Raw genomic sequence first — 19,774 nt, forward strand, 5'->3', positions numbered from 1 at the left:
GGATAGTAGGGGCGCAAGGCCTTGCGCCCCTACGTGCGCCCGTACGAGATTAAAGGTAGTAGAAATTAATTGGGGTTATCGGGGAACAATACAAAAATATCGATATTGATTTTCATAACCCGTGAAATACGATCGCAATAAACATCATCGTCAATCGATCCGTCTTAAAGAATACGATTATACGTCTGCTGGTGGCTATTTTATCACCATTTGCAGCCACCAACGAAAATGTTTGTTTGGTGAGGTAGTTGATGGGATAATGCAATTAAATGATTTCGGGCAAATTGTCGCTGAAGAATGGGAGCGATCGCCTAATCTCCGTCAAGAGATTAAATTGGATGCCTGGATTGTCATGCCCAACCATTTTCATGGAATTGTTTTTATTGAACCTGTCGCATACCTTGGGGTGAACAATCATGGCGTTGGGATCAATGACCACGCGGTAGGGGCGCAAGGCCTTGCGCCCCGACAATCCAATGGGTTGCCACAACCCGATGCGCCCCGACAATCCAATGGGTTGCCACAATCCGATGCGCCCCGACAATCCAATGGGTTGCCACAATCCGATGCGCCCCGACAATCCAATGGGTTGCCACAATCCGATGCGCCTTTACCAACCAATATGCCGAACCGAAAACCGCGATCGCTTGGCTCTTTCATTGCTGGGTTTAAAATGGCCGTGACAAAGCGAATTAATTTATTGCGAGGGACACCAAGAGTCCCGACATGGCAACGCAATTACTACGAACACATCATTCGCAATGAGGCAGCATTATACAAAATTCGTGAATACGTAAAGACAAATCCAATATCTTGGAATATAGATCAATTACATCCCCATAATCCTTCAAAATGGTAACGTCAGTCGGGGCGCAAGGCCTTGCGCCCCTACAATCCAATGCGCTTATAGCCAACCACTTTTCAAACAACCTCTTAAATAATCAAAATTAAATTCCTGGAATTTCAGATACTTTACACTTCAACTCTTCAACATTAAAGCTAGTAACTTCTTTCCATTCTTGAACTGTGAAGTTATAGCCAAGGTCTTGAGCTAGCTGAACAAATGTTTCTATACTAGGCGCTGAGTTGAGCTTTTCCCGTAAAGATACATTAGCTTGAACCGATCTGAATAGTCTGGTTACTTCTTCTTTAGCCATAATTACTAATTTAAATTACTAGTTATTCAGTCTTTACAAATGCACAATATTTTACAACTATTTTGATGATATATGTAAATTAAATTATTAACCATTTCAAATATTTAAATTTTTATTGAATTTAGCATATACTATGCTGAAGGCTAAGGCGATCGCTCTTTTGCTGCGTAAATTAAGAATATTTTATCAAAAAATTCGACTATAGTCTAGTCGCACAGACAAACAGTAAATGCGAAAATAAAAAAATTAAATATACATAGCTTTACATTATTACTAAAGATTCCTATATTTCCTCTAAGTTAAGTTGGTGTAATAAAACCAAACTGTGTGAAGAAAAGTAAATAAGGCTCAAACTCTTTCTCCCTCTGCCCCCTGCTCCCTGCCTTATCCCAACAATAATTATTTACGCCGACTCACTTATTATCTCTAATCTTTAGCACCTAATTTATCTTCTGTGCGGACAAAAATTCCCCAAAATTTACTTAAAGCCTACTTGCTGACGCACAATCCGCCTGTAAGGCTGAATCGCTATAACTTGCTAGGGCGATTTTTATGGCTTAAACCCATTCTGGAAGAAATCAAACCAGAACTATTTCCCCCAGATGTTGAAGAAACTGTAACAACAGAAGCAGTCGAACCATACGAACTGCAATACATCCAGTATCACTGCCAAACTCACAACCCATTAAACTGCCCTTTCCCTCAACAAGCAGTACAGGAAGATGCAAGAGCTACGTATTGCCTAAAATGCAGTTTCCCAGCCACCTTAGCAGAAAAAACCAAACTCAAAGGCAATCGGGGAACTTACACAGTTGAAAATTTACTAGGCAGGCGGGGAATGGGGCGTTTGTACCGAGGCACTCAACTCGATGACAACCAGCCTGTGACAATTAAAGAATATCTACTACCGCAAAAAGTTTTCAACAACGAGGAATTAATTCAGCGCAAAGCCGCTTTTATCAGCTTGGCCGGATTGAATTTAGCTGACGGCAGAATACAAGACTTTCGCTTGATCTTACCTTGGGAAGCGATCGCCGATCCTACCAATCTAGTTGAAGAACGCTGCTACCTGATAACCAAAACCAAATTAGATACCTATCCAACTCTTAGCAGTTACCTTGCTTATAAGGGTGCCATGACTCCTGCCCAAGTGCAGCAAGTCCTCAACCAAGTTTTACAAACACTGGAATTTCTTCACGAACAGAAATTTTCTCTGCCTTCAGGCCAAATCCAACAAAGATTAGCCCACGGCAATCTCAATCTCCACAGCCTACTCATAGATGAAGAATCATTTTTTATCTATCTTTGCGACCTTGCTCTCTGGGAAAATCTATTTAATTCACCAAATACTCCAGTAACCAAACCAATACCAGCAGATGACTTATCAGCATTGGGGCACGTCGCTTTCAATTTACTTATAGGCAAATTAGTAGATCCTGTTTCTGGCGAACCTCTTAACCCCAAAGATTACCCCCAGTGGTTGCCAATCAGCCCTCAACTCAAAGAATTTATCCTGCGCTTGGTTGGCATGGGTATTCCTTTTGAAAGTGCCAGCGCTGCCCGCCAAGCCTTATTGAAACTGTCACTAGAAAAGCAAATTGCAATTAATTATTTGATAGTAGAAGAGGAAAAACCAGAACAAGTTAGATTTTCTCGTACTCCCTTAATTATTTTTGGTACTACTCTTAGCTTACTCTTGTTCGGAGGATTAATTTGGTTTCTAACCTCGAAATTATACGCTAAGGAGGAAACTGAAAGCGACTTTCTTGTTTGCTGTATTAAGGATGCGCCGCCGCTGCCTAATGGCAAATTTACTTATACTGGTGTTGCAGACGGAACGTGGACTTATGTACTGCAAAATCCAAATCTAATTGCCAAGGGCGAAACTTTAGAAACAGAACTGCAAAAACGTCTGCGGAAATCGCAACTAATCTACAAACCTATTGATTATAAAGCCAATCCATCTGCTGCTAAGGATGCAGTTCTTAAACAATTCCTTGCAGGGAAAACTGACTTTGCCATCACTACCCTAGTTGATAAGCAAAGTGATGACTTAACTTATAAAGAATTTGCTTACGATGGCTTAGTAGTGTTCGTTAACTTCAGCTATTCCAGAAGGCAAGAAAGTCTTCCTAACGCCCTGAAGGGAAAAATTACATTTGAGCAATTGCGTAAACTATATACAGGACAAATCGGAAATTGGCGACAACTTGGAGGCCCGGATTTACCAGTTAAACTATATATCCCAACTGAAACTGAAGCTTTGCTTATATTTGAGCAGCGCGTACTTAAAGACCAAGCGTCTATTGATACTTTTAGAACTTTGTGGCAAAACAGCAATAAAGAAACTAATTCATCTAAAAATACACCAGCTTCACCAATTACTCAATTGTCTACTTTTGCTACTTTGACAAGGGTGATTAAAGATTTTGAGGATGATGGAGTTGGTGGAATTGCATTTGGGACACTCAGCAAAGTTTTTGGTCAATGTTCTGCTTATCCTCTAGCTATAGTAGATCGAGGAGAGCCTATCCAATCTATTGTCCAAAATAACGGCTTACCAATAGATCCAACTACAGATTTGTGCAATAACAAAGGCAGCTATTATCCTAATTTACAGCTTTTTAATACAGGAAAATATCCCTTGGCGTATCCAATTACTGTAGTCTATGCACGAGATAATAGACGTTCTGCTGTTGGTGCCAAGTTTGCTAATATCCTTAAGACTAGAGAAAGCCAGCAACTTCTTAGCAAAACAGGGCTGATACCGTTGCAACCTTTATCTAAAAATTGATTTCTCCAGAAATAAAATGTGTGTTGTCTGTAACTCAATACGCTTGGGTTAAGGAAGATTCTAGTAGCTGTTCCCCGTTCGCCGTTCCCTGTTCCCTATTCCCTTTGTAATAACTTCGACCTTTGTCTAATATCAAAGACGAACCTATCTTTCTATACTAACGGTGAGTATGGGTGTTTCTTTATGGTCAAGTATTCTTCCCAAGGTAGCGATCGCCAAGATGACCTAACTATTCTATCTGAGTTAGCAGGTCAAGTACTGCGCGATCCACAGTTACTGCGGCAGATCAGCCAACGGGTTTATCAACTGATGCAGTCAGATATGCGTAACCAAAGAGAAACCGCCAAAAACTACACAAGATTGTTTTAATGTTTGCATCATCTTCAGCTAACAATGCCAGCTAACAGCAAATCAGAAAAAAATGGCAATAACATCCGCGAACTTAGCTACGTTACAGCCAATCGCTTTTATGTAGAAATAGAGAGTAGTATTACTGCCTGTTTTACTGAGTGTTCGGGTTTGGGTGTGGACTTGGAGTACAAAACTCAATATGAAGGTGGTGTTAACGATCAGCAAAGAGTTTTTTTAGGGCAAGCCAAATTTTCGCCCGTCACACTCAAACGGGGCATCACTAACGATCTGGTTTTTTGGTATTGGCTAGAGCAAATATTAACCCAAAAAGATCCCAGTTGCAACAATGCTAGCAGCACTAAAAACCGCCGTAATGTCAATATTTTGCTCTTCAATCAAGCGGGGGAAACTATGCAGCGTTGGACACTTATTGGTGCAGTTCCTGTTGGGTGGAAAGCCCCGTCCTTAAATGCAGATAGCAGCACTGTAGCAATTGAAGAATTAACTTTAATCTATGAAGGATTAAAGGTCAGTAATCAGCAATCAAACTCCAGCGGCAGCGGTGCTTCTATTCTTAAGGACGGACGCCACAAGAAGGGATATTTCAATAGTTACTAAAATATGAGAGAAGCACTCAATTATAACCCCACAAATGGGAAGTCTGAAGGAGAAACGAAACTCTTAGAACCTCTTGGTATTAAAGCTCCCTTAGTGCCAACTAGCATACTAGGCCAAAATTGGCTGCAAACACAAATCGTGACTATAGAATTGGTTTGTGCTGAAATCCTGGGAAATATCACGACCGCCGCATCCACATCGAAATCTCAATCCTCAGAGAGGATGATCCCGGCAGTTGCACAATCTCAAGAAAGAGCAATTGAAGTCAAACTAGAGTTAGAACTGCCGCAATTACCTCAAGTTTTGCAAAATTTAGCCCTCCTCAGTCCTTTGGTTATGGAATCTGACTTTATCCATCTGCAACCTGCTACTAAAAAAAAATTAGCGCAGACTGGCCAAAAGACGGTTAAGATTGCACCGAGCGATCGCTTACCTTATTCTCCCATACCTGTTCCTAGCAGTTGGCAGGAAACCAAGCCCAACTTAAAATTATCCACTTCTATCAGGGCACCAGAAGCTTGGTCAAGCATTACTGACTTATTAGTTAACGTTGATAGCGCAGATATCGCAAATGAAGATCATGTCATGCCAGCAAATCCTTATTTGTTAAGTCAGCCACCAACTAAAACTAGAATAACTCCTCAACAGCAAACGGAAACTTTTACTCAGCAAATTACTTCTTTACGTCGCTCTTCACAAAAACCAGACCGACGTAATTTAGAACTTCTAGCTAAAGAAGTTTATGCTTTTATTCAACAGCAATTACTAATAGAGCCAGAGTTTCACAGTCAATCTTCTTCAGGGCGACTGCCTTGGTAAAGACTTTCTTACAAATGCTGCAAAAGTTTCCTTGAGGAAAATTGTATGTCACCTTCTAGTCTGGTTAAAGCCAAACTGATCGCCTGCGATAAAGGGATCGAAGATATCGAATTTATGTTCAACCCCATCCAGCTAGATTTTGGGCAGACGATTAGTTTAAACAAAAATCCCGGAGCAAGAACTGGTAGAGGATTACCAAAAGTGACTTTTGCCTATCCAGAGCCTTGTACACTCAACATCAGAGATATATTTTTCGATACATATGAAGATGGCACCAGCGTATTAACGTACATCAGCAAATTTCAAAAAGCCGTTGACTTCGCTCAAGCCGGAGACGGCAAGGAGAAACGCCCACCTATATATATATTTACTTGGGGAGATCAAAAGTACATACGTTGCTTTGTCACCAACATTAGCTACAGCTTAATGATGTTTCTGCCTGACGGTACACCAGTACGAGCCAAGCTAGATTTGACTTTAGAAGAAGTAGATGAATCAATTTCTCAACCTGGTATGGGTACTCCGGCAAATGTGAATCGTGGAGATAGCCGAAGATAGGGGCAGCTGTTAAAAATTAATACTAAATAAAAACTAGTCTAAGAGAAAGAGATTGTAATGGGAACTTATATTGCAGAACCAATGTTGCAGATTGATGGCAGCGATGCTTCCTCGGAACTACTTGAGGATATTCTCCAAATATCTGTCGAAGAAAGCCTGCATCAACCTGGAATGTTTACTTTAGTCATTCGCAACGATTACTTTCCTGGTCGAGAAGAGGATTCAGCTTGGCGTTACCAAGACTTATTTGCAATTGGTAAATCAGTAAAAATTGGTTTTAAATCTAGCATTACACAAGCACAAGAATTTTCTGAGCAGGAGCAAGGTTACATTCTCCAAGGGGAAATCACAGCTATAGAAACTCAGTTCAATAGTGAATCCCAAGCACCCCTAATTATTCGCGGTTATGATACATCTCACCGCTTGCATCGGGGGCGCTTCAATCGCTCTTTTCAGAATGCTAAAGACAGCGATATTGCCAAAAAAATTGCTGGGGAAGTGGGAATATCTATTGGCACTGTTGATGATAGTAGCGGCCCTCACGGTTTTGACGATCCTCCTGGATATATTTTCCAGAAAAATCAGACTAATATGGAATTTTTGCACGAAAGGGCAGCCAGAATTGGCTTTGAGCTTTTCGTACAAGATAACAAACTGCACTTTTGCAAACCTACGGCAAGGGATACTTTAAACCTCAAGTGGTTAAAAAATATTCATAGTTTGGCAGTGCGTGTCACGAGTGCCGAACAAATAAATTCCGTCCAAGTCCGAGCTTGGGACTACAGCCAAAAGAAAGTAATTGTCTCTAATAAAAATGCGCCTCAAGTAGTTACAGAAATAGATTTTGGCAAAGGCAGTAGCACTAGTAACAGCTTTAGCGGTAAGCCGAGTTCGCCGACAATGATCATCGTCGATCGCCCGGTTTCAACTGTTGATGAAGCAGATGCGATCGCCCAAGGTGTATGTAACGAGATTGCTGGAGAATTCGTCCATGCCGATGCTAAAGGCGAAGGCAATCCTTTATTGCGGACAGGAAAAGTTGTAAAACTAGACGGAATGGGCAAATACAGCGGAAGCTATTACGTTACCCAGACCCGTCACTTATATCAAGAAGGTAGTTACACAACAGAATTTACCGTCCGAGGTCTGCGAGGAAATAATTGGTTACCTCGTGTTACCCAAAGTAATTTGCAACCAGGTCAAACTCCTTTAGTGGGCATTGTTACTAACAATAACGATCCCCAAAAATGGGGCAGAGTAAAGGTAAAGTTTCCGACTCTGACTGAAGAACATGAAAGCAATTGGGCGAGAGTCGTGGGAACAGGAGCAGCAAGCGATCGCGGCTTTGACTGCCTGCCAGAGGTGAATGACGAAGTACTGGTAGCTTTTGAGCATGGCGACATTCATCGCCCTTATGTAATTGGGGGAGTTTGGAACGGTAAGGATGCGCCACCAGAAACTGTGGAAAAATCGGTTGCTGATGGTAAAGTACGCCTCAGAACATTTAAAACTCGCTTAGGTCATAAACTGCAATTTGTGGAAGAGGATAAAGATAGCAGTAAATCTGGCTGTTACATGGAGACGACAAAAGCTCATAAATTTCACATGAATGATAGTGATAAGTTTGTGGAAACTAAAAGCACAGACGGTCATTATGTGCGTTTAGACGATAAAAATAAGAATATTGAAATTAAAACAAATGGTAGTCATCAAGTGCTGATGGATGACCAAGGTAAAAAGATAAAAATTCAAACGAATGGCGGTCATCAAATAACGATGGAGGATACTAGTAAAAAAATTGAAATTAAAACCACTAACGGTCAAAAAATAACTATGAGTGATACAAGCAATAGTATTAGCATAGAGGCACTTCAAACAATTAGTATAAAAGCGCCTATGGAAATTAAATTAGAATCAGGCCTTAGCATTATAAAAATTGCCCCCGGTGGTATTGAGATGCAAACTCCAGCCAAAATCAGTGCTGAGGCAGGAGGAATGTTAGATTTTAAGGCTGCGGGTACTGCAAATATGAAAGCTGGAGGCGCAATGTCACTTCAGTCTGGAGCTACTCTATCCGTACAGGCTGGTGCTTCTTGTAGTGTGCAATCTGGCGCAGCACTAAATTTACAAGCTGGGGCTACTGCTGCTCTAATGGCAGCTATCACTGCTAGCGTTACAGCACCTTTGATTCGACTTAATTGTTAAAAGACTTTTTACTTTTATTATGAGCTAGCAATATAGGGCGTATACCTACTAATGGCTAATAGCTGAGTAGCAAAATGCAATACATAATGAACGTTTAAAACTATCAATTTACAATAGACATCTTGCAAAAGTAACAAATGCCAAGATGTTGGGGAAAGGTGAAAGGTTAAAGGGTAAGGGAAAATTCCATCCTTTCCCCTTTACCCCTTCCCCTTTACCCCACTTCTGCAAGAAGTCCAATTAGCAAAAGGAAGATTTTAATGTTACCAGTCGCACTATTAGGGGATCTGGCTAGTGGCAGTCCGATAATTGGCCCTGGAGCACCAAATGTCCTAGTTATGGGAAGACCTATAGCTTGTATGGGAGATGCTGTAGCAGGGCCAACAATTGCTACTGGGGTATTAACTATGCCTTGTTCTGTGACTGTTCTTGCTTGCGGACGTCCTGTAGCGCACATGGGGACTATGGCTGTAGGAGTGACTCCACCAATACCAGTGCCAGTACCAATATCCTTGCCTGTGATTGCAACCGGGGTGACGGTGTTAGTTGCACCTTAATGCGCCTTAAGTAGCTTTTAAAAACCAATTGGGTTAGGACAACTTCAGATGGTATAGGTTTTCTGCTACAAGGTTGCAACCTACATCTGTCTTAACGTTTCTTTCCGTTGCCATAACTCGACTTTTGGCTAATACTCTTGGCAGTTGCTCTCCAGTAAAGTAACGCACAGTTAGGCACTAGAGTAACCTGCATGCCAGATGCAACTAATAATCGACAATCCCACCTGGGTACAGGATGGTCATTCCCTCTACGGGTGAATGTACAGGGAAGTATCCAACTCAGTACAGCAGAGCGAAATATTGAGGAATCTATTTGGCTGATCCTGGGCACGCAATTAGGCGAACGGGTCTATCGGCCTAACTTTGGGTCGCGTCTTTCAGAATTGACTTTCGCACCGATGAATACTCAAACTTTACTGCTGCTGCGACTGCATGTGCAGGAGGCTTTGCAAATTTGGGAGCCGCGTATTGTTGTCGATGCAGTGCGTACTGAACCCGATCCAGTTCGGGATCGAGTAGAGATTATTTTGGAATATCACCCTAAGGGAAGCCATGATGCTCGTAGTTTGGTCTATCCCTTTTATTTGTTGCCGCGAGGGGAGTAATCGTGGAATTTGATTTTCTACCCAAGTTACCGAAGTCGGATTTAGACGATCGCACTTTTAAGGACTTAGTAGAAGAGTGCATTCTCCGCATTCCTCGTTACTGTCCTGAATGGACAAATTACAACCCCAGCGACCCTGGAATTTCCCTGATTGAACTGTTTGCTTGGTTAACAGACCAAATGATGCTGCGGTTCAATCAAGTTCCCAGACGCAATTATGTTGCTTTTCTGGAGTTACTAGGAATTCGCTTGCAAGCACCTGTGGCCGCAAGAACTGATGTTACTTTTTATCTAAGTGCGGCTCTGCCTGAGACTTATACGATTCCTGAGGGAACAGAAATAGCAACACTGCGGACAGAAATCGAAGAAGCGATCGTCTTTAGCACCGATCGCCAGTTAGAAATTGGCAATCCCAGCATTCGTCATTTTCTCACGGCACAGATCGCAGAGGATTTTCCGCAAATATTGCGCGATCGCTTTACTGGATTGTGGACGCTCAGTTCTGATGGCCAGTGGAGCGGCAGAGAGCTAGCATTCTTTAACGAACAACCCCATACTGGCAATTGCTTTTATCTAGTGTTCGATCCAGGACAGCCTATTGACGGCAATGTCATCGCAGTTAATTTTAAGGGAGAAGCCGCCACATCTACTGGCATCAACCCAGAAGCACCGCCGCGTCGCTGGGAAGCTTGGAATGGCAGTTCTTGGGAACCAGTTTTACTGCGAGAAACAGACGATCACACTAAAGGTTTCAGTTTCAGCGAAATAGCTCGTGCTGGTGGCAATCCGCTACAAGGTGCAGATATCGTGCTACATATGCCCCAGTTTTGGCCGGTGACCCAGTTTTTAACTTATCAGGGTCGCTGGCTGCGCTGCATTTATGCTGACCGATTATTCAATCAACCAGGCTATATTAGCTCTCCCCGAATTGTCGGTCTTTCTGTGCGCTCTATTGGCGGCAGTGTCGTAGCCAGCCAAAGCGAATTAATCGCCAATGAGCCGCTGGGAGAAAGCAATGGCAAACCTGGGCAAACATTTCAGTTAATGGGTTTTCCGGTTCTGGAGCGACGAGAAACAGAATATATCCTAGTTACTCCGCCTGGGGAACTGCCCCAAAGATGGCACGAGGTGATGGATTTTGCTAATTCAGGCCCTCAAGATCACCATTACATCATTGACTCGCGCACCGGAATCGTGCAGTTTGGCCCATTGATTCGTGAGCCGAGTCAAATTCAGCAACAGACGTTATTGCGTGCCAGATTCCAAATGACAGAACCAGCCGAGAGAGAACGCCTGTTCAACTCAGGAATCGGAGAGGAAATAGTTAACTCTTTAGAGCGGCAATATGGGGCTGTACCGCCAAGAAGCTCCTCGATTAGTATGGTTGCCTATCGTGTTGGCGGCGGTGTGAAAGGCAATGTCCAAGTTGGTTCAATCAGAGTATTGAAAAATTCTGTGCCTTACGTTGCCAGGGTCGTCAACTACAAACCCGGACGCAACGGGAAGAATGCTGAATCTTTAGAAGAAGCAGCAATCCGAGTGCCAGCAATGCTTCGCACTCGCGATCGCGCTGTTACTCCTGAAGATTTTGAAGCTTTAGCCATCAAAGCATCTAGCGGCGCTATTGCCCGTGCTCGCTGCTTGCCTGCCAAAACCAGTAGCGAAGCTGGTATAGTGCGCCTGCTGCTATTACCGCAAGCGAATACAGATGGAATTGCTCGGACTCAAGGTATGGAGCCAGAACAATTTGCCCTCAGCCCCCAACTGACCGAGCAAATTTTTGCCTATCTCAATGAGCGGCGACTATTGGGGGTGCAGGTACGCTTGCAAGCACCAGAGTATGTGGGAGTAGCAGTGCAAACTGAAGTAGCGCTAGAGCCAGAATATAGTAATTCTCGCGCCCAACAACAAATCCTTTCAAAATTGCAAGTTGCCCTTTACCGCTTTCTCAATCCCCTGACTGGGGGGCCAGAAGGCAAAGGCTGGCCATTCGGTCGCCCCGTTTATCCTTCAGATATTGTGACTTTGTTCCAGCAATTTTCTGCGGTTCGCTACTTGGGCGTAGTGCAGTTGTTCGAGTTACGCAAACAAGGTACAAACTGGGTGCGATCGCTGCCGCAAAATCCAGTCATCGATCCTGGGCCATTGGGTTTAGTTTGCTCCTGGCAGAACGCCCAACTCCGCTCCGGTCACATTATTAACTTGATTTAACCTAAAATCTAACACCTAACGGCTAACACCTGAAAATGTCCCAAGCCCGCTCTAGTTCTTCCTTATATCTGCAACTTACTCCCATGCAGATCCCCGAAACAGCTATATCAGCGGGGATAGGAGGAGCCGATCTCCTGAGGCGCGTTGGCGCAGCCTCTCCGCAGGAGAATCGCAAAGCGTCTCTGCTTCCGGAGCATACCCCTGCTAGTAACTCCTTGGTTTTATACCCCGGAGAACCCAGTGAAATGGTAGTAAAAATTAAAAATTTGGGAACTCGGCTGTTGGAATTGCACCTAGAAAGTCAGGGGAATTTTCCAGCTTTTTGGTGTCGCACCCATATGGAAGGGCAGACAATTGCGCCCGGTCAGGAGATTTATGCATTGCTATACTTTCGGGTGCCAGAAAATTTCTTTGAAGAAGATCGGTCTTTAGCTGCTGACGAGTCTTTAGTTCTGGATTATCGTAGCCGCATTGATGTCAGCTATACAGAGATAAATAGCGGTCAGCAAGGGTTAGAAACTGCAAGCTTCAGCTTACACGTGCGACCGCGCAGCTTGTACCTCGATTTCTTGCCAAGCATCTACCGCGAAGCAGATTTTATCGGTCGCTTTCTGCACATTTTTGAGCAAGCATTTGAACCGACAGTGGAGATTCTAGATAGCTTATCGGCTTATCTAGATCCGTTGACTGCTCCAGAAGCATTGCTACCGTTTCTGGCTTATTGGGTAGGTTGGCCAATAGACTCTGGCTGGAGCGTTATGCGCCAGCGTTATCTGATTGGTCAAGCTTTAGAGCTTTACCGTTGGCGGGGTACACGTCGCGGTTTGCGGTTATACCTGCATCTCTATACAGACTTGCCCTTAGATGAGCATCTGCCTGAAGCTCAGAAGCATATCTGTATTGAGGAAATCTTTAGTGAAGGCTTTGTTTTAGGAGGAACGCGCCTTGGAGAAGACTCGCTGCTGGGGGGTGGGCGTCCCTATCACTTTATTGTCCACCTGCGTCTTGATCCAGGTAAGCAGGTAGATCAGAATTTGGTGCGAGAGGTGATTGAACGAGAAAAGCCAGCTTTTTGCATATACGACCTCTTCATTGAACAAAGTAATCAGGAGTTGCGTACAGACTAAATTAGGACTTACGCAAAAACTCTCTCAAACCCTCTTTTCTCTGTGTCGCGCCAGTTGCTACCCTTCTCCTGACGGAGACGCTGCGCGAACGGGAACGCTAAGAGCGTAGCTTGCTTCCCCGTAGGGGTACAAGTCGGGGAACCGCAAGGGCGCACTGGCTTCTTTGCACCTGGAGCGGTTGGTTGTTAAATGACCTTTGCGTAAGTCCTATAAATTCTTAAATCTCCAATCCAAAATCCAACATCCAAAATCAAATGACTGAACAATTTCCATTACCGCCGACTAAGATTCTCGAACGCTTGCTGGTTACTGACGGACTGCTGATGAACGCTGATCGCTGGCGAATAGCTCATGAATACCACCGTCAGCGACAAAATATTCACTATCAATCTCTCAATCAACCAGGAATTGTTTCTGGGTTGGGAGTGCTATTGATATCTGCTCCGGCAGAAGTTCCGGCAAATTACCGCGATCGTCGTTGGGTACAAATTCAGCCTGGTATTGCTATTGATATAACTGGCAACCCGATTATTGTGCCGCAGCCAGAAACTTATCGGATTGCCACCCAAGCGCAGCAAGAAGGATCGCTGACTGTATATTTGGTTATCAGTTACGTAGACCCAGAAAGGTTGCGCCGGAAAGCAACCGCTGACATTCTCCAAGAAACTTTTCGTATTGACGAGAAACTCACCTCCCCAGGAGAAACAGAAGTAGAATTGTGCCGGATTTTGCTCTCACCCGGAAAAGTAGAGTTGGAAAATCCCGCAGATGTGTTTTTTCCTGGCCCTAACCAGCTAGACTTGCGCTACCGCCACCAGGTGCGATCGCGACCCCAAGCAACTGTCCGTGTTGCCCAAATCGCCAATAGTGCAGCAACAGAGCGCAGTGCTAATAATCTCTCTTATTTACTTCAATCTGTTTCCGCTCTTTACCCAGCGTTGAATGCTCAACAAATCGAGCCAATCAACTTGGAAACTAAAGATATTAATTCTCAAATCAAAGCTTGTGATTTATTATTTATTGCAACTTGCGAAGCATTTTCTTTAAACCAGATAGAGTTTGCAGTCCTTAAAAATTATTTAGATTCAGGAGGCGTTTTATTAATAGATACTCCAAACAATGCAGATTCCACAATTGGCAGCATCTTAGGCTTGGCAGAACAGTTAGGAACTCCTTTACAAGATATAAAAAAGATGAAAAGCAATCATCCTTTGCGGACAGAACCTTTTTTATTTACTGCCTTACCTAGTGTGAATCAAGAACACATTAATCTAGGATATGGTGGCGGCATCATTTTAGTAGTCGGCAACCTTTCAGCCGCATGGGGATTAGATGATGCGCTTTTATTATCGCGAGAAACTATCCGCACTGCTCAAGAGATGGGAATCAATATTTTACATTTCAGTTGGAAACGACGACAGATAATGCAGTTACTGAATGCCGGCACTAAAATTGCCGTATCCAGTTTGCAACTTCGGACAACTAAGAGTGTATTTGATAAATAGAATATTTAATCAAGCTAGTTTAAAAGCTATTACAATGTTGTTCAGGTAAGCTATTAGTTAAATTTTCCTTAATTAATCCCAAATATATATATTATAATTTTTACCAAAAAATTTTTTTTTGTTCGCAGAGGTGAGCAGATGACGCAGATACAAATTAAGATGTTATCGATTTATGCAAGAGGTTTATGAGAAATTTATCCAAGAAAGAAAGTTAATTATCTTGAATGACAGGTGCGTTGGGTATCTTGATAATGGCAAATAGTATCAGTACAGAAATTTCAGAACAGGTTATTAAATTTAAGCCAGGTGGAGCGCCTGCCTCTTTTAACATAACTGTGACAAATGACAGCGATCGCTTCGCTGCATTTCAATTAGAGATTATCGCTGCTGGCGCTGAGGTAATTCCCGGTCTTCGTTGGTACAGTCTTTCGCCAGAAGTAAGTGCCAAAAAACCACCAGGCGATAGCACGCGATTTACCACTATGATCACGGATAGTCCAGTTCCAGGGTTTGCTGGCATCATGAACCTAACCGTGCGAATTTTCTCATTGGAACTAGGAGAAGAAACAAGAGAAGTAGTGCGTCTGGTTGTAGAACAAAGCAAAGGACTTACACCTGTAAAATTAACTCTGCCTGTAGCACAATTCCAGGTTTATCCTAGTGATTTACTAGAAATTCCTGTCAGTGTCTACAACCCAAGTCAACTAACTGTTAATGTCGTTCTCAGTTTTTTGGGTGTAGATATGAAATGGTTGGTTGACGGTAGCGAAAGACGCTTGCAAATTCCACCCGGAGGTAAAGCAGAGACAACTTTCTTATGCCAACTGCCAATTCCTAGCCAAGTTGCCAGTCAGGCATATCCTTTCACTATTGAAGCGAACCTAATTGACGGCCCTTTATCTAGTGCAACTGGAACTATAACAGTTTTACCTAAAGGGTTTGTAGAGTTTAGCTGCATACCCGAAAAACAGCAGATGCCGCCATCAGCCTCAGCATGGTGGGTACTTAAGTGGAAGTGCGACTCTGCCACCTACATACTCAAATTTGACAATGCCAGTAATTTAAAACCGGATGTAACGGTGCAGGTACAACCAGAAGCCGGACAGAGCAAAAGCACTTGGGAGCTTATCCCAGAGAAAGCCGAGATATCTCCTGGCGAAACAGCCGAGTTGCAGCTAGTGATAAACAAGCGCAGGCACTGGTGGGGAGGCAGCAAGAAATTGCAGTTTGAGGTCAACGCTACTGAGTCAGCAACAGGCATAGATATCCGCAACGATACCCAATTCCTAAAACTGAATGTGCTGCCTGTTTTGCCGATTTGGATGCAACTATTGATAGGTGCAGGCTTGCTCACACTAGCTTGGGCTTGTTCCTGGCTGAATCCTGATAACCCGTTTTTCGGTCACAATGCTCCTGTCACTTCTGTGCAATTCAATGGAATGGGGGACAAGGTGGTGAGCGGGGGTAATGACAAAAAAATCATTAAATGGAATAGTGCGGGCATCCTGAATCCACTGATTAACCAGTTCGAGGGTGACTTGGGCGACCTCGGCAGAGCAGTGCGCGTGGTTCGCTATCGCCCAGTGGACAATAATCTCTTAGCGGCAGGTTTAGAAAATGGTGAGATCAGGTTATTTAATCTGGCTGGAGATGGCAACAAACCTATAGATTCTTTCTTATTTCGCAAAGATGATCGCGTATTTGCTCTAGAGTTTACTAAAGACTCGCGCTTTTTGTTCAGTGGTCACGGCAGCGGTTTAGTTTTGCAGTGGGATATCCAAAGCGACCTGGAAAACAACGTCAGTGTTAATAACTCGCCTTTTAAAGAAAAAAAATTCGATTTCGCGGTTTATGCTCTGGCTCTAGCCGGAAAAGCAAATAAAAATCTCATGATTGGCGGTCGCTTTAATCAATTGTGGATGTGGAATTTTGCAACTGATAAAGTTCGTTCCTTGCCGTATCCAGAAGGCAGCAAAGACGACTACATTCAAAGTTTAACAGTTGCCGCTTATAAGCCAAATTTAATGGCAACAGCCGATACTCAAGGATATATTACCTTGTGGAATCTGGATAAATGCTTGAGCAAGGATGTTAAGTGTACCATTGTTGATCGCTGGGCTAACGGTCATGGCAACAAGCCAGTCCGTTCTGTGGCTCTGAATAGAAATGGTTGCTACTTAGCTAGTGGGGGAGACGACGGGCGGGTGATGCTCTGGCCTTTGAGTATTGACGGCAAGAGGCATCTCCAATTCGCCAACGGTCAAGAGCTGGCCAAGTCTGAGAAACGAATCAATAGCGTTGATGTCAAAAGACAAGGCAAAAACGTCTTTGTGCTCAGTGGTGGTGACAATACGGAAGTGAGGATTAATGTTACTCCACAAAGCGATACGGGCTGTAAGTAAGATTATAAACGTGAGAGTCAAAGGAAGGTAAAAATGACGACGGCAGAGCGCCAAAGCAATCAACAAGTCAGCGACCTAGAGATGGCTGATATTCTGGCGCTGCCTGATTCTGAGCGGCAGATTGTACTATGGATGCTGCAAACAGCAGAAGCAGTCAGCTTGTCTGAAGTGGCAGCTTATATCGGTGAAGATCAGGAAGTTACCTTCACCATGCTTGACTATTTAGTACAACGCAGTTTTCTTCAATTATTAGAAGGGGAAGGTGAACCAAGCTACAGAATTCGCTTTCGCCACGAAACTTCCAGCGAAGACGTTACTGCTCAACTATCTCCAGGTTTGCCTTTAGCGCTGATAGTCAACCCTTCTGGCGCTCAAACAGTTGTCGCTGGCTCTACGTTTGAACTCTGCGTCACTGTCATCAACAAAGGGAATCAAAGCGCCTTAATTGATCTCTTTCTCGATGAAAGCTCTCATACCGTGCGCCAATGGTGTGCTGAACCTAACAAGCGGGTAGCTTTATACTCGAACAGTAGCAGCGAACTAATCTTCGAGTTTCAGGTGCCTGTGCAAACGTTATTAGGTATATACAATTACACTCTTGTAGTCGATGCGCCACAGCACTACCCAGAAGATACTCCCATACTGCACTTGCAATGGCTGCAAGTTTTGCCCCCAGTTGAAACGGCAGTACGTGTTAATGACCCCACTTTTACGCTGCAACCAGTCACGACTTCTCAGACACCTACACCTCTGCGACCGGGAGAATCGTTTTCTGTAAATGTCAGCGTTTATAACCGCTCTGACCGGGTAGACCGTTTTCGCATCACTTGCCCAGACATACCAGAAAGTTGGTTTAAGGTCGTATATCCCCAGGGGTTGGAACAAATTGGCATGATGATAGCACCGGATGCCTTAGACCTTAATCCAGGCGCTAGGGGCGATATCCTATTGCTGCTCACTCCCCCGCTTGATGCTATCGCTGGAATTTATTTCCCTACCGTCCGGTTGTATTCTACCAACAATCCAAATTTGGTGCTGCTGGATGTTGTGTATGTGCAAGTTCTTCCGGTTTACCTGATAACTGCGGAATTCCTGATTTTAAGAAGCAGGGTGAGAAATCAGGAAGGCATATTTCAGCTAAAGTTGACCAATGCTGGCAACATAACGCGGGAAGTTTTAATCCGCACGCAAACTGCTGATGAAAAGGAGCTTTGCACTTACACTGTAGAGCCAAGTTGTGTGCGCTTATTGCCAAAAAGTTCAACTAATATTGATTTACGGGTCAAACCTAATAAATGGTGGCGCAGACCTGTCTATGGAGCGCCGGAGCTAATCGAGTTCCGAGTTGAACTTGAAGATACCGAGCAGTTGCCGCTGCCTAATTATATTCCTCAAGGAACTTTAATTTGGGAGCCGCGCCCTTGGTGGCAGTTCCTGCCTTTATTTATAGCAGGAGTCGCAACTCTGGTAGCGATCGCTTTCTTGATCTGGTGGACATTTTTTAAACCCCCTGCTCAACCCAAAATTGTCGAATTTGCTTCTGCAAACAATTTATATCAAGAAGTTAATAATGACTTCATTCGCCTAAATTGGCAAATCCGCAATCCACGGCAAATTCATCTATTGACTATAACGGGTCAGTCAGCTGACAGTACTGCTTCTGTAGCGCCGATAGTTTACGACTTTAGCCAAGGTGTACCTAATGAACTCAAAGAATCTTGCAGTTTACGGTCGGTGCTAATTTGTCAGAATGTGCGTACAGGTGCAAGTCTTGCAAGCGAATATATTTTTGATCTCAAAGTTTTTTCTAAAAATAACAAAGAAACAGCAACGGATTCGCTGAAAACCAATCCCATAAAAATTGCTCCATTACCCATACCAAAAATTATTGAATTTAGTTCTGATAAACCGATATATGAAGAAGCGATATTAAATCCAAGACCTATTGTTAAAGCAGCGAAAAGCAAACGAAATCCGGTTATAAATATAAATAATAGTATTTTATTGAATTGGAAAATTAGTAATCCAGAACAGCTTAACCAACTAAATATTATTGCTAAAGCAGCTGATGGGACTAATATTACAGTTAAATTATATGACTTTAGCCAAGGGGTTGACCGTAACCTTAAGCAATTATGCCAAATAGGAGATGCGTTAATCTGTAAAAATGTTCCTACAGGAATTAAACAAGGAGGAAGCTATACATTTGAATTGATAGTTTCATCCCAAAAAGGACAAGAAAAACCTTCAGATTTGAAAAAAATAGATAATATTCAGATTAAACCTCAGCCACCTCAAATTGTGGAATTTAAGGTTAATGGTAAAGATGCTCCAGCAAAATATTTAATCCCAATTGGTGGTGTAAATGCAGCGAAAAATATGTATATATCTTGGAAGGTAGAAGGTGGAAAAGACGTGAAAGTAGAGCTACTGCCTGCACCTGGAAGTGTGCCTTTATCGGGTAGCGCATCTTATCCCCTTGAGGACAAGGCAGGCAGTATCACGATGACACTGCAAGTAAAAAGTTCAGATGGCGAACCAATTACTAGAGCCGTAACAATCGAAACTTTCGCTTTGCCAGTTCTTGCGCCACCAACAATTAAAACTTTCACTCCGCCGCAATCGCTGAAACAGCCAATTCCGCCGGTTCCCACGCCACCAAGCGCGGCAAGTGCAGTGCCACCAGTATCCCCTGGAAGGGAAACTGGGGCATCAGGTACGAACTCAGGTTCGCAGCCAGCGCCTAATTCTGGCGCAGCATCGCCTCCTGCTGTCGATTCGCCTACACCTTCGGAACCAGATTTGCTTTCTCCCTCTGAATTACCGCCTAAATTTGATTAACAAAATTATAAAAAATTCTAACTTT

At 43.4% G+C, this 19,774-nt stretch carries 15 protein-coding genes; 14 read left to right on the forward strand and 1 reads right to left on the reverse strand.

Going from position 1 to position 19,774, the window contains the following annotated elements; translation table 11 throughout:
• Positions 1–121 precede the first annotated feature (121 nt).
• Entirely contained in the window at positions 122–859 is a 738-nt protein-coding gene (locus LC653_RS23830) for a transposase (protein ID WP_229497205.1), read from the forward strand.
• An 88-nt stretch (positions 860–947) separates the two neighbouring features.
• Here LC653_RS23830 and LC653_RS23835 read toward each other — a convergent pair whose 3' ends face one another.
• Positions 948–1,157 (reverse strand): Nif11-like leader peptide family natural product precursor, encoded by a 210-nt coding sequence (locus tag LC653_RS23835; RefSeq protein ID WP_229497206.1) that lies wholly within the window; start codon positions 1,155–1,157, stop codon positions 948–950.
• A 454-nt stretch (positions 1,158–1,611) separates the two neighbouring features.
• Here LC653_RS23835 and LC653_RS46925 point away from each other — a divergent pair, with 454 nt between their 5' ends.
• The 13 genes from LC653_RS46925 to LC653_RS23900 all read left to right on the forward strand — a co-directional run bounded on the left by LC653_RS46925 (position 1,612) and on the right by LC653_RS23900 (position 19,749).
• Positions 1,612–3,951, forward strand: coding sequence for a substrate-binding domain-containing protein (locus LC653_RS46925; protein ID WP_229497207.1), 2,340 nt, complete (start codon positions 1,612–1,614; stop codon positions 3,949–3,951).
• 183 nt (positions 3,952–4,134) lie between these two features.
• Positions 4,135–4,320 (forward strand): hypothetical protein, encoded by a 186-nt coding sequence (locus tag LC653_RS23845; RefSeq protein ID WP_229497208.1) that lies wholly within the window; start codon positions 4,135–4,137, stop codon positions 4,318–4,320.
• 24 nt (positions 4,321–4,344) lie between these two features.
• Entirely contained in the window at positions 4,345–4,920 is a 576-nt protein-coding gene (locus tag LC653_RS23850; RefSeq protein ID WP_229497209.1) for a phage tail protein, read from the forward strand.
• 3 nt (positions 4,921–4,923) lie between these two features.
• Complete coding sequence (locus LC653_RS23855) at positions 4,924–5,739, forward strand: hypothetical protein (protein WP_229497210.1); 816 nt, start codon at positions 4,924–4,926, stop codon at positions 5,737–5,739.
• A gap of 45 nt (positions 5,740–5,784) precedes the next feature.
• Positions 5,785–6,297 carry a CIS tube protein gene (locus LC653_RS23860; RefSeq protein WP_229497211.1) on the forward strand — a complete coding sequence of 171 codons (513 nt, stop codon included), beginning with the start codon at positions 5,785–5,787 and terminating at the stop codon, positions 6,295–6,297.
• A gap of 57 nt (positions 6,298–6,354) precedes the next feature.
• Positions 6,355–8,502, forward strand: a complete 2,148-nt coding sequence (locus tag LC653_RS23865) for a VgrG-related protein (protein WP_229497212.1) — start codon at positions 6,355–6,357, stop codon at positions 8,500–8,502.
• A 260-nt stretch (positions 8,503–8,762) separates the two neighbouring features.
• Entirely contained in the window at positions 8,763–9,059 is a 297-nt protein-coding gene (locus LC653_RS23870; protein WP_229497213.1) for a PAAR domain-containing protein, read from the forward strand.
• Between the two features lie 191 nt (positions 9,060–9,250).
• Positions 9,251–9,664: a GPW/gp25 family protein gene (locus tag LC653_RS23875; RefSeq protein ID WP_229497214.1), complete on the forward strand. Its 414-nt coding sequence runs from the start codon at positions 9,251–9,253 to the stop codon at positions 9,662–9,664.
• 2 nt (positions 9,665–9,666) lie between these two features.
• Positions 9,667–11,874 (forward strand): putative baseplate assembly protein, encoded by a 2,208-nt coding sequence (locus LC653_RS23880; protein ID WP_229497215.1) that lies wholly within the window; start codon positions 9,667–9,669, stop codon positions 11,872–11,874.
• Between the two features lie 35 nt (positions 11,875–11,909).
• Complete coding sequence (locus LC653_RS23885) at positions 11,910–13,001, forward strand: phage tail protein (protein WP_229497216.1); 1,092 nt, start codon at positions 11,910–11,912, stop codon at positions 12,999–13,001.
• Positions 13,002–13,255: 254 nt separating this feature from the next.
• Positions 13,256–14,506, forward strand: coding sequence for a DUF4159 domain-containing protein (locus LC653_RS23890; protein WP_229497217.1), 1,251 nt, complete (start codon positions 13,256–13,258; stop codon positions 14,504–14,506).
• 251 nt (positions 14,507–14,757) lie between these two features.
• Positions 14,758–16,908, forward strand: coding sequence for a WD40 repeat domain-containing protein (locus LC653_RS23895; protein WP_229497218.1), 2,151 nt, complete (start codon positions 14,758–14,760; stop codon positions 16,906–16,908).
• Positions 16,909–16,941: 33 nt separating this feature from the next.
• Entirely contained in the window at positions 16,942–19,749 is a 2,808-nt protein-coding gene (locus LC653_RS23900; protein ID WP_229497219.1) for a COG1470 family protein, read from the forward strand.
• Positions 19,750–19,774: the final 25 nt, after the last annotated feature.

Source organism: Nostoc mirabile CHAB5784, assembly GCF_020829645.1.
Taxonomy (GTDB): domain Bacteria; phylum Cyanobacteriota; class Cyanobacteriia; order Cyanobacteriales; family Nostocaceae; genus Nostoc; species Nostoc mirabile.